The organism is Streptomyces sp. NPDC006655 (genome assembly GCF_040703965.1).
Lineage (GTDB): Bacteria > Actinomycetota > Actinomycetes > Streptomycetales > Streptomycetaceae > Streptomyces.
In genome coordinates this window covers 26,471-42,493 of record NZ_JBEYJU010000080.1, presented here as the reverse complement: position 1 = coordinate 42,493, position 16,023 = coordinate 26,471, and the positions used below count along the sequence as shown (strand labels likewise).

Below are 16,023 nucleotides of genomic sequence, written 5' to 3'. Positions count from 1 at the left end.
GACCCGCCGGTGGCACCCGGCGGGTCGCGGTCCGTGACCGCTGGTCAGCTCTCGCCCACCGCCACCTTGCGGCCGCGGTCCTCGGGCCCGGTGCGGTACACCACCGTCGTGCCCCAGCGCCGGGGTTCGCGGCGCGCGTCGGCGTACAGATGGCGGACGTGGTTGAGCACCGAGAAGCGCGGTTCGTCACCGCGGAGCCGTTCCGGCCGTACCAGGCCGTAGGTCACCAGGGTGAAGACGATGACGGCGGCGTCGGCCTCGGAGGTCCCGACGGCCGTCGCCGCCTCGGCCACCGACCAGCTGCGGTGGTCGCGGGCGACGGCGGCGATGAAGGACGCCCCGGCCGGGCTGAGCCGGCCCAGGGTGCGGCGCAGCCGGACCATCAGGTCGGGTGCGGAGTCGGCGGTCATGGGCGGCGCGGTCAGGGCGAACGGGCTGCGTTCCACCTCGGCCAGCAGCTCCGGCAGGGCACGGACGAGGGTCCAGCGGCCGGCGAACTCCAGCGCCCGGGGCAGTCCGTCGAGGCGCCGGCAGAGTTCGGCGACGACCGCGGCGTCGGTGTCGTCCAGCCGGAACAGCGGGTTGCCGGCGCGGATGTGCGCGCACAGCAGCCGCACGGACGGCACCTGGGCCAGTTGCTCCGGGTCCGACTCGGCGCCGGGGGCGGGCACCGGCAGCGGGGCGAGGCGCAGGATCTGCTCACCGGGCACGCCGCACGGCGCGCAGGCGGTGACCAGGACGCGCAGCCGTGGATGGGCGCGCATCAGCGCGACTAGCCGGTCGGCGCCGTCCGCGGTTTCGGCGTCGTCCAGCACCAGGACGGTCGTCTCCCCCGGTGCGCGGTCGGAGAGTTCACCGCCGGGTATCTCCTCGCCGCGGGCCCGCCACAGCACCCGGGTGCCGTCGGCCGCGACCCGTCGCACGGCCTCGGCGGCCAGGTGCGACTTCCCGACCCCTCCTATGCCGACGACCGACACCAGCCGCCCGTCCGGCTGCGCCAACAGGGCGGTGAGCGCGTCGACTTCGGTGTCCCGGCCGATCAGCGGGCTCCGGACGAGCCACGGCGTGGGGCCGCAGCCGCCTTCCGCGGAGTGGTCCGCGGTGCCGAGCCGGCGCCGGGCCGCTTCCAGGAGCGTCTCGCGCTGGGCGGAGCCGAGCCGCAGTCCGTCCGCGAGCAGCCGGATCGTGTCCAGCCGGGGGGACAGGACCTTGCCCTGCTCCAGGTTGCGTATGGCGCGCACGCTCACGGTGGTGAGGTCCGCCAGGTGCCGCTGGGTGAGTCCGGCGCGCCGGCGGTGGTCTCTCAGCAGGACGCCGAGGTCCTGCCCGTTTCGGATGTCGTTCATGACTTGCTCCGGTGGGCCGTTCCGAGGTGCTGGTGGCACCGGTGGGCGGGGGCTCGCGAGTGGGTCCGCCCGCTGCCGCTGCGCGGTGCTGTCGCGGGACATCGCCGGTGGCTGCCGGGTGCCCGCCGGGGCGTCGTCAGCTCCAGGGGTTGGTGTTGTCCGTGGAGGAACCGCCGTCGGCCCGTACGCTCGCCGTCCGCTGCGGGTGCGCCACGGTCTCGGCCGCCACGGCGCCCAGGAGGGCGGCGACCGCGGTGACGACGACGACGGCGGCCCTCATGGGCTTCACCGGCGCTGCGAGGTTGCTGTTCATGGTGGCTTCCTTCCTCTCCCTCGGCCCTCTGCCGGGCCTCTGGAAGGAAAGCTAGGAGTCGCTGCAATCACGTCACTTTGACGCCGCTATCCCTCCCGGATAGCCGTCGTGGCCTGCGGATTCTCCCGTGTGCGGCTACCCGGCGGAGGTTCCTTCCGAGGCCGTTGCGGGAGGGGGGTGCGCGCGGTCCGAAGGGCGGCGCACGGTCGTCGAGTCGGCGGGGTCGGTGCGTGCCGCGTCCACCTCGACGACGTGCCGTCCCCGCCGCCGGGCCTCGACGGCGAACCGGCACGGCAGCCGGGTCCTGCCGACGCCGCCGGGACCGTGCAGGGCAGGCGCGGGGACGGTGCCGGCGGCCGGTCCGGCGCGGCGCGGAACCGGGCCAGTTCGCCCTCCCGGCCGACGAGGCGACGCAGAAACGTATCTTCTCTGTTCCGGGCGGGGGCGTCGGGGGCCTGCCGCCGGGGCGCCGTGCGGGTTCATGTGGGGACTGCCGCCTCTGGTCGGGTGCGCTCCTCGGCACGTGCACGGTCGCGGTGTCGGCGTCACCGGCCCTCGGGGGCGCCACCGGCGGTCACCCGGGCGAGCAGTCCGGTGGCCCGCTCCTCCTCCTCGGCCATGCCGAGCCGGCCGAAAACCTCCAGGGCGTCGGTGAGCAGCCCGCCGGCCTTCGCGGTGTCGTCGCCGCGCAGGCTCAGGTCGGCGAGGTCGACGCGGACGGAGGCGGCGCCGGCCTGGTCGAGGATGCCCTCGCGCACGGCCAGCGCGCGGTTGAAGTACGCGGCGGCCTGGGTGAGTTCGCCGAGGCGGGCGTGGACCCGGCCGAGGTCGTGCAGGAGGTAGCCCTCACCGATGACGTCGCCGTCGTCGCGGACCATGCTGAGGCCCTCGGTGAGCGCCTTGCGGGCGTCGCCGGGCTGCCCGCGGTACAGGTGCAGCTGGCCCGCGCGCTGGAGCACCCGGGCCTGCCCGCCGAGATAGCTGAGGTCGCGCCAGATCTCCAGCGCCTCGTCGAGTTCGGCCTCCACCCGGCCCACGTCGCCGCGCCGCAGCAGGATGACCGCGCGCTGGACGAGGACGGAGGCGCGCGCCCAGGGGTCGTCGTCGCCGAAGTGCCGCTCGGCCCGCTCGAACAGGTCCATCGCGGCGGTGTCGTGGCCGGACAGCCGTTCCAGCAGGCCGAGGTCGCGGCGGCACAGCCCGAGCCCCTTGGTGTGGCCGAGCTCCTCGAAGAGGCCGACGGCGGTGGTCAGCGACCGGCGGGCCTCGGGCAGGTTGCGGCGGTTGAGGTGCAGCGAACCCAGGGAGGCGAGCAGGGCGGCCTGGCCGAGCAGGTTGCCGCTGCGGCGCACCGCGGTCAGCGCCTTGCGGTGGGTGCGGGCCCAGTGGTCGAGGTAGCCGCGGGTCTCGAAGAACGGGGCGAGGTTGACGGCGAGTTCCCAGGCGTAGCCGTCCTCACCCTCCTGGGCGAGGCTCTCCACGGTCAGGCTGAGGTTCTCGCGTTCGGTGTCGAGCCACTCCAGGGGGCGGCCGAGGACGGTCCCGACGTGGTCGGCGGGCGGGCTCCAGCGGACGGCGGGCCCGTCGAAGTAACGGGTGCCGAGGACCCGCAGCTGCGCCTCGCAGACCAGCGCGAGCCAGGCGCCGCCCACCCGGCGGATCGCGGCCCGCCGCTCGGTCTCGTCCGACTCGGCGGCCAGCCGGTCCCGGGCGAACAGCCGGATGATGTCGTGGAAGCCGTAGCGCAGCTCCCCCGTGGCGTCGACTCCGGCGACGTCCAACATCTGCACGTCGACGAGGGGTTCCATGAGGTCGGACGGGTACGGGTAGGCGTCCGGGGCGTCGAGGAGGGGGCCGCCGATCCAGCTCGGGAAGGTGGAGCCCTTGGTGAGACTGAGCAGTCGCAGCAGGGTACGGTCCCGCTCGGCCAGTCCGTCGTAGGTGAGCGCCAGGCCGGCCCGGACGGTCATCTCGCCGTGGGTGAGTTCGTCCAGGCGGCGGCGTTCGTCGGCGAGCCGCTGCACCATCGAGGCGAGCGGCCAGTGCGGGCGGGCGGCCAGCCGGGCGGCGATGATGCGCAGGGCGAGCGGCAGTCCGCCGACGGCGGCGGCCAGCGCCCTGGCGGCTTCGGGTTCACCGCGGACGCGGTCGGCCCCGACGACGTTCCCGATGAGTTCCAGTGAACCCTGCTCGTCCAGGATGTCCAGCGTGACCCGGTGGGCTCCGGGGAGCGCGGTGAGCCGGGCCCTGCTGGTGACGAGCACCCCGCAGGAGCGCCCGCCGGGCAGCAGCGGGAAGATCTGCTCCTCGCCGACGGCGTCGTCGAGGACGACCAGGATGCGGCGGGTGGCGAGCATGCTGCGGTAGATCTCGCCCCGCTCCTCCAGGGAGTCCGGGATGGCGGGACCGGGCAGGCCCAGGGCGCGCAGGAACCGGCCGAGGACCTCGCGGGGGTCGACGGGATCGGCCCGGCCGCCGCGCAGCTGGCAGTAGAGCTGGCCGTCCGGGAAGTGGGACTCGGCGAGCCGGTGCGCGACCCGGGCCGCGAAGGTGCTCTTGCCGATGCCGGAACGGCCGGTGACGACGACGATGCCCGGCGCCCGGTCCGGCGAGGTGTTCGTGAGGACGCCCTCGGCCTCCGCGACGAGCTGCCCGTGACCGACGAAGTCCGCTGTGTCGACGGGGAGTTGACGGGGGACGGTGGCGCGGGGCGGGGTGTGGCCGTCCTCGTCGGCGCCCGCGTCGGGCCCGAGGTCCGCCGCGGGCGCGCCGAGCGGCTGCCCGGGGCCGCGCAGGTCGACGGCGGCCGGGCGCTCCAGCCGCAGGGAGGGGTCCTCGGTCAGGACGGCCTGCTCCAGCCGGCGCAGGTCCTCGCCGGGATGGAGGCCCAGTTCGTCCATGAGCAGGGTGCGGCCCTCCCGGTAGGACTCCAGGGCCTCGGCCTGCCGCCCGGAGCGGTACAGGGCGAGCATCAACTGCCCGCGGAACCTTTCCCGTAAGGGGTTGTCGCCCACCAGCCGGGCTATCTCGGCGGTCAGTTGATGATGACGGCCGAGCGAGAGCTCCAGCTCGATGAACGACTCGGTGGCCGCAAGGCGTTCCTCGTCGATGTGCTCGGCGACCCGGGCGAGCGCGTCGCTGGGGATGCCGTTCAGGCAGGGGCCGCGCCACAGGCCGACCGCCGTGCGCAGCAGGGCGGCGGCCTCGGCGGTGCGGCCCCCGCCGCTGAGCGTCGTGGCCTCGGCGACGGTGCGCCGGAAGACATTGAGGTCGAGCGCCTCGTCGTCGATCTGGAGGACGTAGCCGGGCGGCCGGGTCTCGATGGCGGCTTCGACGGCGGCGGCCGCCAGGGTCTTGCGCACCCGGGACACGCAGATCTGCACCTGGGTGCGGGCGGTCTCCGGGGGGTCCTCGGCCCAGAGCAGCCGGATGAGGTGGTCGCAGTTCTGGAGCCGCCCGCTCTCCAGGAGCAGGGCGGCGAGGACGACCTGCTGCCTGCCCGCCGTGATCGGCACCGCGCCCTGGCCGCGGTCGAACACCTTCAGCTCGCCCAGCACTTGAAAGGTGAATCCCACTGCCCGGTCACGCGTCTCGAGGTGCACTCCGGCCATGAATCCTCCCCATCACACACAGCAGGCCACAGCGCGCCTGGCCGCAAAGTCTACGGCCCGGACCCGGCTGCCCACCGGCCTGAGCAGTAGCTCAACAGCCCTGACCAGGGGGTGGATCAGGGCCCTCATCAGGGCGGTGACGTGACCGGCCCTCCGCCACCCGGCCCGCCGCCGGGGCGCCCCCCGCTTCCCCGGACGGCCGGTGGTGCCCGGCGTCCGAGCAGCGGGCGGCCAGGCCACCGGGGCGGGAAACCACGGTGATAGCGGAAGGACAGCGGACGGCCGGACGATCGCCCGGTGGGAGCCGTCGGCGCCGCCACCCCCGTCCACCGAGAGCGAGAGGTCGGTCATCCAGTCATGAACAGCGACAACTTCCCCTTGTCCCCAGCCGGTTCGAAGGTGACGGCGGCCGGGGTGAAGCATGTGATGCTCACCTACCACTACCTGGACATCGGGGACATCGACGGGTACGCCTCCCTGACGGAGCAGGACGTGACGCTGGACCACCCCGGTGCGCCGCCGCACCGGGGCCGGGACGCGGTGCTCAGCGCCCATGCCGCGCAGGCGACCCTGCTCCGGCGGCACGAGTTGGACACGGTCGTGGCCGACGAGGGCCGGGTGGTGGTGCTCGGCCGGGTGGTGGGCCAGGCGCCGGGCGCGGCCCGGCGGGCGGCGCCCGGCGTGGACTTCGCGGACGTGTTCACCCTCTCCGGGCAGACCCTGGTCCGGGAGTGCCGGCGCTACTACTACGCGCCCCCGCCGGGCGGCCTGCCGGCGCACCCGGAGGACTCCGCAGCGCGGTGATCCGCCGACCGGCGTTCGCCGGCCGGCGGTCCCGGCAACCGCCACCGCGCGCGGGCGCGAAGGGGTACGGGGCGAGGCGGCCGCGGGGACCGGTTTGCTGATGGTGCCACGGTACGAGCCGTACCGTTCCCGAGTCGGGTCCCCCCGCCGAGCGGCCGGGAACAGGACGTCGTTTTCCCCTTCGGGCGGGAAATCGGCGCCGATTCCGGGGACTTCACCGCCGTTCACCGGAACCGTCGCCGGACACCGATGTTCCGGCGAGGGACCGCTCCCCCGCCCGGTCGGACGGGGAGCCGCGGGAGCGTACGGGGAAGCGCCTGGAACGGGACCGCAGGGGCGCGGGCGCCGGTTTCGCCCGGCGCCCGGGACCGGGCCGTGCAGGAGTCCGCCGTCCGCGCCGTACGGCGGAGGACTCCCCATGCCGCGCCCCTCCGTGGGTCCCGTTTTCCGCTGTGGCCGCGGGTGCTCGCCGCCCTCGGCCTTCTGCATTTCTCAGTATGGGGTCGAATCCGGCCAGAGGACAGTCACGTGATCGCGCTACACACGGTCGACGGAGGAGAACCGCGGGGACCGGACCCGCGCCCCGCGACGAGTGGAAGCGGCAGGTGGGAGCAGCCGCGGAGAGAAGAGCCCGACGGCCGGCGGGCGGTGCCGCATCGCGGTACGGCGGAATTCCGTCCGGCGAAAGCGATGCCGGCCGGGGGGCGGTGGCCGGCCCGGCCCGCGCCGGGCCGGGCACCGGGAAAATGAATTCCTCCGGTGAGGGGCTCGGCAAGCGCGGAGCGGAGGATCACCGTACGGAAGAATTCAGGCCACGAACGGCGGACAGCACACCCCGGAATCTAATACCCCAGCCCGGCACCACCGCTTTTTCGGCCAACTCCCGCGACCGCGATCCTTTCACCGTGACCTTCCGATTCCACGCCACATGCGCCCGGCACGCGCCTGCGGAGGGCCCGTGGGGACCCCGGCCGCATGCCGGGCCGGCGGCATTCCGAGGACCCGCGCGAGAGCCTCCGGCACCGCGCGGGGCGACTGTCGGCGGCCGTCGACGGTGTCTTCAACTAGTCGTTCTCCAGGCCGACTTCACCGTCAGCCGATTCGCGATCGGCAACGTTCGGACCGGTCACCCGGGGGACGTTTCCGGCCGGACGATCCACGCCGACAGGGCACGGCCGCCGGAGACCTCGCACGACAACGATGCCACTACGCGCATAGAGTCATGTGCGGAAGGTCACGCGGCGTTGGAGAAAACCACGCCCGATCCACTCCGGATTCTTCACCAACTGTGCCAATACTGAACGAATGAACGAGCAGAAACCGTCACCGGGCTCCCCTTTCATCGACGAGGACGACATCCTCGTTTACGGATGGATTGTCGACGGGGGCAGCGGCCGGGCCGACCATGCGGCCGCGGAGCTCGGACTCCCGCAGGAGAGGGCCGCCACCACGCTGAAGCGGCTGGCCTCCCTCGGTCTCGTGCGACCCGTGCGGAACGCTCCGGACGAGGTCGTGGTCGTGGACCCCGACGCCGTGGCCGCCACACTGACCGCGCCGCTGCGCTCCGCGATCCGCCACCAGGAGGAGCAACTCGACCTCATCCACGGGAAGATAGACCGCCTGCGGGACCACTTCTTCGCCGGCCGCACCGGCAACCGCGACTTCACCGTCGAGGTGATCCCCACGATGCAGGAGGTCAGGGCCGCCCTGAACCGGGCGTCGGCCGAGTGCAAGGAGGAAGTGGTCAGCAGCCAGCCCGGCGGCAGCGGGCGGGTCCCGGAGGCGATGGAGGAGGCCCTGGGCCGCGACCACGCCCTGCTCTCCCGGAACGTGCGCATGCGCACCCTCTACCACCACACGGCCCGCTTCAACGGCCCCAGCCAGGCGTACGTGGCGGCGGCGACGGCGCTCGGCGCCGAATACCGGACCTCGCACGAACTCTTCGGACGCGTCATCATCTACGACAAGAGCCTCGCCTTCCTGCCCGAACGGACCGGAAGCTGGGGTGGGGTCGCGGTGCGTGAACCCACCATCGTGGGCTATCTGCACGACATCTTCGAGCAGTACTGGATCCGGGCCACCCCGTTCTCCGACGCCGCCCAGGACGGCCTGGAACAGGTGGCCAAGGAGATCCACCAGACCATCGTGACCCTGCTCGCCGCGGGACTGAAGGACGAGTCGATAGCCCGCCGCCTCGGCATGTCGCTGCGCACCGCCCGACGGCACATCGCCGACATCATGGAGTCGCTCGGTGCCGACAGTCGCTTCCAGGCCGGAGTGCTCGCCGCCCGCGCCTTACTGACGGACCGTCAGCAACCCGCCAGTGGCAAGGAATAGTGACTTGCGCGGCCCGACCCAGTAGTCCATAGTCACGATCATCGCGGGTGTCGGCGCCGACTCGACGGCACCTGCAGGACGGTCTCCGCCGGATCCCGCGTCGCGTGCCGCCGGTCCGTCCGCGACCTCCACCGCTCGTGCCCGGAGCCGTCGGGCCCGAGCGTCGGACTCCCGTCCACGCAGTCGTCGCCCGCGCGTCCCCGGCGGTGGCGACCGGGCGGTGCGGTCCCGTAGTTCCTCCGTGTCACGGCCGCGGGCACACCACGGATCACGAGCGCTCACCGGATCCGGCCCCCACGGCGTCGGCGGAGCGCTGCCCCCCGCCGGGGGTTCCCCCGCAGTGCCTCCGCGCGCCCCGGATCAGGAGATGTGCATGGACGCAGCAGCGGCCTTCCGGGCCGACCTGGAGACCTTCGTCACCGACATGGCATGGACGTTCACCACCCACGGCGGCCGCAGCGCGGCGGTGGTCTGGCCGCGCGGCGAGGACACCGTCGTCCTCGCCCTGGCCGCGGCCCACGGGCAGCCCGGCGCGGCCGGGCGGCACCCGGCACTCGACTTCGCCGAACGCCTCGGCACGCTCGTCGGCCGCGGGACCCGCGCCGCCTACAACACGGTCCCGGCCGGCGACGGCGTCGAGGAGACCCCGGTCGCGGCCGACACCTTCCTGCTTCAGTTGCGCGGGGCCGTCGAGGCGCGCCTCACCCCGCTCGGGACGGACTGGCCCGCCGGAGTCGGGCCGCTGCGGCACCGGCTCCGGGCGGGCGAGGTCCTCTACCTCCCGGCCGGGTTCAACCGGGCGCTGTCCGCGCGGAGTCAGGCGCTCCTGCTGGAGCTGACCCTCTCGCCGCCGGAGCCGGACCGGGTGGCGACGAACCGCAGTTCGCTGGTGTAGCGGGCGCCGGAGGCGTCCGGTAGCCACAGCTGGTCCGGCCCCGGGTGCATCTCCGTCAGGGTGACGACGGCGTCCGGTCCCGCCGGCACCGCGCGGAGCGTCCTGGCCATCAGGTCGACCAGCGCGAGACTGCCGAAGTCCCCTGCGATCGGCTTGAGTTCCTGCGGCACCCGGTAGAACACCCGCTCCGGCAGCCCTAGTTGGGCGCGCCACCGGCGGGCGGCGGCGAACCGGGCGGCCTCGTCGGTCTCGTGGACCCAGGCCAGCCCGGCCGTCGGCACCGACCAGGACTCCCGGGCCACCACCAGCCGGCCTACGGTCACCCGGGGCCGGTGCGGCGCCGGCGCGAACGGGCTGAACGCGCCGGCCACCGCCGCGCTCAGGAACTCCCCGAGCGCCTCCAGCAGCATGATGCGCGTGCCGTCGCCGACGCGCACCACCAGCCCTTCGCCCTCCCGGTGCACCAGCAGCCCGCCCGCGGGCAGCGGTGTCCCCGGCACCTCGGCCGAGTCCTGCCCCTCCGCCCACGACCAGTAGCGGTACTCCGGCGACAGCAGCGCGGACGGCGGCGCCAGCCGGGAGCTGACGAACAGCGAGTCCTTCGGCGGCACGGCGTACACCCGGCGGCCCGCGTGATCGGCCTCCGCCGCCCGCAGCAGCCGCTCCGGTTCGGGGTGCCGGTCGACGAAAGCGCGCCCTTCCACGGTGTTGGTGGCCACGTGCAGTTCGCCGAGGACACCCTCCCAGTCGCCGGCCGCGACCGCCTCCGGTCCCGTCGCCGCGATCATCAGGTCCGGGCAGTGGTGCGTCGCGGCCGCCCAGGGCAGCGGTCCGGCCGGGAACTCCCGCGCCACGGCCGCGGTGAGCGAGGCGGCGTCCACCGTGCAGCGGGAGGCGTGAGGCAGCGGCAACACCCGCCGCCACCGCTCCTGGAAGTCCACGACGGCCCGCTCGACCGGCGGGGGCACGCTGCGGTGGCCGGTGGACAGCCGGTCGGCCGCCAGCGCCACCAGCCAGGCCAGCGGGACCCCCGTGCGACCGGTGCGCCGGGTCTCGCGGTCGTACAACTCCTCGAACAGCTCTCGGTAGCCGTCGGCGACCCGTCGTACGAGCCAGTCGGCGCTGTCCAGCAGCAGGCCGAGCGGTGCGGCCAGTTCCGACAACAGCGAGGGGCCCAGGCCGACCTGGACGTCCCGGGCGGTGTCCTCGTAGACGAGGGTGCGGCCGGCGTAGTCGGCGCCCGCGCGGCGGGTCGCGTCCCGGGTGGTGATCTCCTCGAACGCGCAGCGCAGCGCGGTCAGCGCCGGGTCCAGCCGGTCCGGGTCGCCGGCCGCCGCGGCGACGTCCTCCCGAAGCCGCTCCAGCCGGTCCACCGGCGCGAGCACGCGGGCCCGCACCTCCGGGTCGCCGATCCGGGCCAGCGTCCGGCGCAGGGTGCGCTCCGGGCGGGCCTCGACGGGTCCGGTGAGGTCGAGGCGGAGGACGCCCTCGTCGTGCAGTCGTACCAGGACCGTGAGGGCGGCCCGGGGGCCGCCGGGGGCCGCGGCGGACACCTCGGCGGCGGTGCGCCGGCCGTCGCACAGCTCCAGCAGGGCCAGTTCGGCGTCGGTGAGTTCGCGCGGCGGGCGGCGCGGGCGCAGCAGAGTGCGGCCGCGCCGGGCGTGCGAGGTGACCGGGCGCGGCACCAGCCAGGGCAGCACGCCGGGTGTCCGGGCCACGGTGGCGGCCAGGGCGTCCACGGCCCAGTTCTCGAAGAAGGTGTGCCGCTCGGAGGTGAGCGCCGGGCCCGGACGCACCGTCAGCGGGCCGCCGCCCTCGGTGCAGCGGGCCCAGCCGACGGGCCCGAACCAGCCGATGGTGTCGTTCTTCAGGGTGTAGCGCTGGAGATAGGAGGCGACCACGCGTTCGTTGCGGCGGCCCTGCGCGTTGCGCGGGCCGCCCGCCACCGCCTTGTCCAGATGGTGGTGGACCACGGCCTGGTTCTGCCAGAGCACGGCCTCCCGGAAGCCGGGCGACCCGGCCGTGCGGGCCACCCCGGCGCGCAGGTCGTCGACGGCCCGGTCGTAGGCGTCCCGGTAGTCGGCCGCTGCCGTGGGGTCGCCGCCGGCCGCGCGATCGGCCGCGGCGGCGAGGGCGGGACTGGCGAGGGCCGTGAGGTCGGAGGCGGGGAAACCGGCGCCGCGCAGCATCACGTCGCGCCACACGGACCAGCCGGTCGAGCCCAGCGGGGCGAGGTGCCCGGGGTGCGCGGGCGGGGGTTCCCCGGCCCGGGAGGCCAGCTCGGTGCGCTCCTGCCCGGTGGCGGCCGACCGCAGCCGGGCCTCGAACACCCAGTCCGTGACGGGGTTGCCGCGGCTCCACAGCAGCCGGCCGCCGGCCAGGGCGTCGCCCCGCCCGGCCAGTCCGGCGTGCCAGGCGCGGAACTCCGGGGACCGCCACAGGGCGAGCGGGACGTGCCGGTCGGCGCCCTCGCGGCGGTCGCCGGGGCCGGCCAGGTCGAGGGCCGCCGCGACCGCACCGGGCAGGTCGTGGGCGACCGGGACGGAGAGCAGCTCCGCGAAGTGCAGCAGGTACTCGTTGCGCTGGGCGTCGGGCGGCGAGCCGAGCACCGCACGCCCGCAGTCGTGCCAGGCGCCCCACTTCACGTTGGTGACCAGGCCGGGCAGGGTGGCCAGGTCGCGGGGGACGTAGAAGAGGAGGGCGTCGGCCGCGTGCATCGCCGCCTCCTCCCAGGCGACCTGCTGCGGGTACGGCGGTTCGGAACCGCCCTCGGGAGCCTCGGGCAGGAAGACGGCGAGCCGGCCGTCGCCGGTCCAGCGCTCGCGCAGCAGGCGTTCGGCGCGCGGCCGCCAGGACTCCAGGGCGGGGTCCCGGGGCGTGGGGCCGCACAGGTAGAGGGACACGGACCAGTGCTCGGGCCAGGGTTCGCCTACGTGGACCACGGTGACGTCGCCGGACACAGGGGCTCCTTTCGGAAGAGCGGAAGGCGGGAGGCGGGGCGGGGGAAGCGGGACGGGGGCAGGGCGGGGCGGGGGAAGCGGGGTTGGGGCAGGGCAGGGCAGGACCGGGGAAGCGGGACGGGGCAGGGCAGGACCGGGGAGGCGGGGCGGGGGAAGCGGGGTTGGGGCAGGGCAGGGCAGGACCGGGGAAGCGGGACGGGGCAGGGCGGGACGGGGCAGGGCACGACCGGGGAAGCGGGACGGGGCAGGGCGGGACGAGGGAAGCGGGGTGGGGGTCGAGCCGGGGGTCCGGGCGGCGCGGTGCGGGCGCCGCCCGGACCGGTCAGCCCCGGTCGCCCGGGGCGGGGGTGGCCTGGTCGGCGAGGGCCCGCAGGTCGGGCAGGTCGAAGACGTCCTCCACCTCCAGATGGAAGCCCTCGGCACGCACGAGAGCGGTCAGCCGGAGCGCGGTGAGGGAGTTGCCGCCCAGGTCGAAGAAGTTCTCCTGGCCGCCGACCGCCCGGTGGAAGATCTTCTCGGCCGCGGCGAGCACCGCGCCCAGCGCCGGGTCCGGCGCCCCGCCCGCGGCACCGGCGCCGCGCCCGTCCGCCGCGGCGGGGCCGTCGGCGGAGGCAGGGCCGTCGGCGGAGGCGGCGCGCGGACCGGGGTCGGGCCCGGGCCCGCCGGCCGGCCCGGGCGTCCCGGCGGCGGCCGCCTCGCAGGCGGTCCGCACGGCGAGCCGGTCGGCCTTGCCGTTGGTCAGCCGCGGCAGGGCGTCCAGCACGACGAGTTCGGCGGGCAGCATCGCCTCCGGTACCTCCGCCTCGAGCCTGCACCGGGCGTCCGCCGGGTCGAAGGAGGCGGATCCGGCCACCGTGACGGCGGCGGCCAGCCGGATCCGCTCGGGATCGTCGGCGTCCAGCACCACGGCGACGGCCTCGCGGACGCCGGGCAGGGCCAGCAGCCGCTGCTCCAGTTCGCCGGGTTCCACGCGGTGGCCGCGGATCTTCACCTGGTCGTCGTCGCGTCCCCGGAAGTACAGCCGCCCGTCCGGGCCCGAGCACACCAGGTCACCGGTGCGGTAGGCGCGCGCCCCGCCGGCCGTGGCCGCCGACACGAACCGCTGCCGGGTCGCCTCGGGGCGGTTCAGGTAGCCGGCCGCCACCGAGTCGCCGGTGACGAGCAGTTCGCCGACGACGCCCTCCGGCACGTCGTTGCCGTGCGGGTCGGTCACCAGCACCCCGCTGTTGGGCAGTGGCCGGCCCAGGGGCACGTCCACGCCCTCGTCGCCGCGGACCACGTGGTAGGTGGCCCACACGGTCGCCTCGGTGGGGCCGTACATGTTGACGAAGACGGTGTCCGGGTAGGCCGCGCGCAGCCGTCGCAGGAGCGTGCCGGGCAGCCGTTCGCCGCCGAGCAGCCAGTAGCGCGGCGCGACGTCCCAGCGGCCCAGCGAGTGGCCCAGCTCCCGCGCGGTCAGCAGTTGGCCGGCGCGGGCGGGCGTGCACTGGCGGTGCTCGAACGGGCGCCGGTCGGCGGGGCTCTCGCGGGCGTCGGGCGAGCGGAGCTGGACGTGCCGGCCGTGGGTCAGCGGCCAGAACATCTCGACGTAGGAGATGTCGAACGACGGCGAGGTCTCGGCCAGCCAGTCCCCCTGCGCCGCGCCGGGCAGGGCCAGGGTCATCGCCCGCAGGAACCCGGCCAGGTTGTGGTGGGTGACGGTCACGCCCTTGGGGCGGCCCGTGGTGCCCGAGGTGTACATCAGGTAGGCGGGCTCGTCCGGTCCGGGACGGCCGCCGGGCGGCGCGGTACCGCCGTCCGGTCGCGGGGGCAGGGCGTCGGTGGTGAGGACGTCGCGCTCGGGCGTCCCGGCCAGGAAGGGGGCACCGGCCGTGCCGGGGCCGCACACCACCAGCGCGGACGCCGAGTCGGCGAGCACGAACCGGTTGCGTTCGGCGGGGCCACGGGGGTCCACCGGCACGTAGCACAGGCCTTCCTGCCAGACCGCCAGCGCGGTCGCCACCTGCCAGACGTCGTGGCCGCAGGCGGCGGCGACCCGGGCGCCCCGGGGCAGCTCCCGGGACCGCAGCGCGGCCCGCACCCGGACCACGGCGTCCGTCAACTCGTCGTAGCTCCAGGCATGTTCGCCATCACTGACGGCCGGGGCGCCGGGCGCCAGGGCAGCGGCGCGCGCGACGAGTTCGACGACGGAGGGCGCCGGTGCGCCGGCCGTCGACGGGTGGCCGCCGAGGCGCCGCCGCACCTCGGCGGTGCTCGCGGCGTCCAGCAGCGCGAAGTCCCCCACCCGCAGCTCGGGCCGCGCGGGCATCTCGGTCAGGGCCTGTACGACGGCCGAGGCGAGTTGCGGGGCGGGCGGCCAGGGGACGAGCCCGCTGCGCCAGTCGAAGAGGATCAGTCCGTCCTCGGGGCCGAGCACCACTTCGACGTTGAGCGGGGCGCCGGGCTCCGCGGACCGCCGGGCGGCCGTCGCGCGCTCGTCGGTGCCGGGCGGCAGGGAGCCGTCCCGGAAGGCGAGCACCAGGTCGGCGTAGGCACGGTTGCCGGGCCGTCCGGGGCGGGCGACTCCGTCCGCCGCGGCGAGGTCGCCGACGGGCGCGAACTTGCGGCCGTGCAGGGCCAGCGACTCGGCGCGGACCCGTTCCACGAGTTCGCCGAAGGTGTCGGTGGCGGAGCAGGGGACCGTGGTGGGCACGACGTTGAGGTAGAGGCCGACGGCGTCGAAGCCGACCGCCCGCAGGTCGCGCAGGGTCATCGGCACGCCGACGACCGGGGTGCGGTCCGGCGCCAGCCGGTGCAGCGCGGCCAGGACGGCCGCGTGCGCCACGGAGACCGCGGAGGCGCGGGCCCGCCGGGCGGCCCCCCGCAGCGCGGCGACCGTCCCGGGTGCCAGCCGCACCGCGTGGTGCGCGCGCTCCCGGGGGTCCCCGCCAAGGCGGCTCAGCAGGGGCGCGTCCGCCGCGCCGGGGTCGGCCGGCCGGGGCGGCGCCGGGTCGCTCGGGCGCGGCGGCAGCTCCCTGCGGGACGCGTCCAGCAGCGCCTCCTGGGCGCGCCGGTAGTGGTCCCCGTCCTCCTCGGGGACGGCATTGGGGTGGGCGAGGAAGTGCCGCAGCGCCCGGCCGACGAGCAGTACGGAGTGCTCGTCGACGAGGGCGTGGTGAACGCGCAGGGCCAGCACCGGGCCGCTGCCGCGCAGGTCCAGACGGGCCGTCAGCAGGACGGGCCCGAACGGGTCGAGACCGTCGGCGTCCGGGTCGTCGTCGCCGAGGGTGACCCGGGCGGTCTCCTCGGGCAGGTCGTCGTAGCCGCGCAGCTCCTGCACCAGCCGGTCGGGGGTGTCGTGGAAGCGGACGCGCAGGGCCGCGGCCGAGCGCAGCAGGGCGGTCCAGGCCCGCTGGACCTCGGCGAGGCCGACCGCGGCCGGCGCCCCGCCGGTCTCCTCGCCGTCCAGCGGGATGCGGACGGGCAGGGTGCCGACGCGGTGCCGGTCGGAGAGCAGCGAGGCGATCAGCTGGGCCGCCTGGTGCGGGGTCGCCTCCAGCGTGGGTGCCGGCCGCGGGGCGGAGTTCATCGGGTCTCCTCGCCGGCCGCCGTGCCGCCGAGCACGGAGCCGATCAGTCGGTGGGCCAGGTCGAGCCGCTCTCCGCGGGACAGCGGCGCGAGCGCGGGCCACAGCAGGTCCAGGGCGCCGCTTTGGCCGGGACCGCCGGCGAAGGGCTCGGCGGAAGCGGGCACGGTGAACCCCGGAACGGCGGCCGGA

General features: G+C 75.5%; 9 protein-coding genes. 3 read left to right on the top strand and 6 right to left on the bottom strand.

Features of this window, described 5'->3' with window-relative positions:
- Nucleotides 1–44 precede the first annotated feature (44 nt).
- From AB0958_RS33570 to AB0958_RS33560, 3 genes are all read right to left on the bottom strand, one after another.
- A complete protein-coding gene (locus AB0958_RS33570) occupies nt 45–1,346 on the bottom strand; it encodes a helix-turn-helix domain-containing protein (protein ID WP_366894245.1) in 1,302 nt (433 codons plus the stop codon).
- Between the two features lie 136 nt (nt 1,347–1,482).
- On the bottom strand, nt 1,483–1,659 hold the full coding sequence (locus AB0958_RS33565) for a hypothetical protein (protein WP_366894244.1): 177 nt from the start codon (nt 1,657–1,659) through the stop codon (nt 1,483–1,485).
- A 545-nt stretch (nt 1,660–2,204) separates the two neighbouring features.
- Nucleotides 2,205–5,270, bottom strand: a complete 3,066-nt coding sequence (locus AB0958_RS33560) for a BTAD domain-containing putative transcriptional regulator (protein WP_366894243.1) — start codon at nt 5,268–5,270, stop codon at nt 2,205–2,207.
- A 357-nt stretch (nt 5,271–5,627) separates the two neighbouring features.
- Here AB0958_RS33560 and AB0958_RS33555 point away from each other — a divergent pair, with 357 nt between their 5' ends.
- The 3 genes from AB0958_RS33555 (at nt 5,628) to AB0958_RS33545 (ending at nt 9,306) form a co-directional block, all read left to right on the top strand.
- On the top strand, nt 5,628–6,074 hold the full coding sequence (locus AB0958_RS33555) for a nuclear transport factor 2 family protein (protein ID WP_366894242.1): 447 nt from the start codon (nt 5,628–5,630) through the stop codon (nt 6,072–6,074).
- Nucleotides 6,075–7,379: 1,305 nt separating this feature from the next.
- Entirely contained in the window at nt 7,380–8,411 is a 1,032-nt protein-coding gene (locus AB0958_RS33550; RefSeq protein WP_366894241.1) for a helix-turn-helix transcriptional regulator, read from the top strand.
- Nucleotides 8,412–8,784: 373 nt separating this feature from the next.
- On the top strand, nt 8,785–9,306 hold the full coding sequence (locus AB0958_RS33545; RefSeq protein WP_366894240.1) for a hypothetical protein: 522 nt from the start codon (nt 8,785–8,787) through the stop codon (nt 9,304–9,306).
- Here AB0958_RS33545 and AB0958_RS33540 read toward each other — a convergent pair.
- From AB0958_RS33540 to AB0958_RS33530, 3 genes are all read right to left on the bottom strand, one after another.
- Nucleotides 9,228–12,266, bottom strand: coding sequence for a lantibiotic dehydratase (locus AB0958_RS33540; protein WP_366894239.1), 3,039 nt, complete (start codon nt 12,264–12,266; stop codon nt 9,228–9,230). The two genes, AB0958_RS33545 and AB0958_RS33540, sit on opposite strands and share 79 nt — an antisense overlap.
- Before the next feature lie 322 nt (nt 12,267–12,588).
- Complete coding sequence (locus AB0958_RS33535; protein WP_366894238.1) at nt 12,589–15,834, bottom strand: amino acid adenylation domain-containing protein; 3,246 nt, start codon at nt 15,832–15,834, stop codon at nt 12,589–12,591.
- On the bottom strand, nt 15,831–16,023 hold a 193-nt coding region (locus tag AB0958_RS33530), incomplete at its 5' end, for a hypothetical protein (RefSeq protein WP_366894237.1). The genes AB0958_RS33535 and AB0958_RS33530, both read right to left, overlap by 4 nt.

Excerpts from the sequence above, each read along its gene's own strand:
- AB0958_RS33570 (WP_366894245.1), bottom strand. The coding sequence starts at position 1,346 with ATGAACGACATCCGAAACGGGCAGGACCTCGGCGTCCTGCTGAGAGAC.
- AB0958_RS33565 (WP_366894244.1), bottom strand. The coding sequence starts at position 1,659 with ATGAACAGCAACCTCGCAGCGCCGGTGAAGCCCATGAGGGCCGCCGTC.
- AB0958_RS33560 (WP_366894243.1), bottom strand. The coding sequence starts at position 5,270 with ATGGCCGGAGTGCACCTCGAGACGCGTGACCGGGCAGTGGGATTCACC.
- AB0958_RS33555 (WP_366894242.1), top strand. The coding sequence starts at position 5,628 with ATGAACAGCGACAACTTCCCCTTGTCCCCAGCCGGTTCGAAGGTGACG.
- AB0958_RS33550 (WP_366894241.1), top strand. The coding sequence starts at position 7,380 with ATGAACGAGCAGAAACCGTCACCGGGCTCCCCTTTCATCGACGAGGAC.
- AB0958_RS33545 (WP_366894240.1), top strand. The coding sequence starts at position 8,785 with ATGGACGCAGCAGCGGCCTTCCGGGCCGACCTGGAGACCTTCGTCACC.
- AB0958_RS33535 (WP_366894238.1), bottom strand. The coding sequence starts at position 15,834 with ATGAACTCCGCCCCGCGGCCGGCACCCACGCTGGAGGCGACCCCGCAC.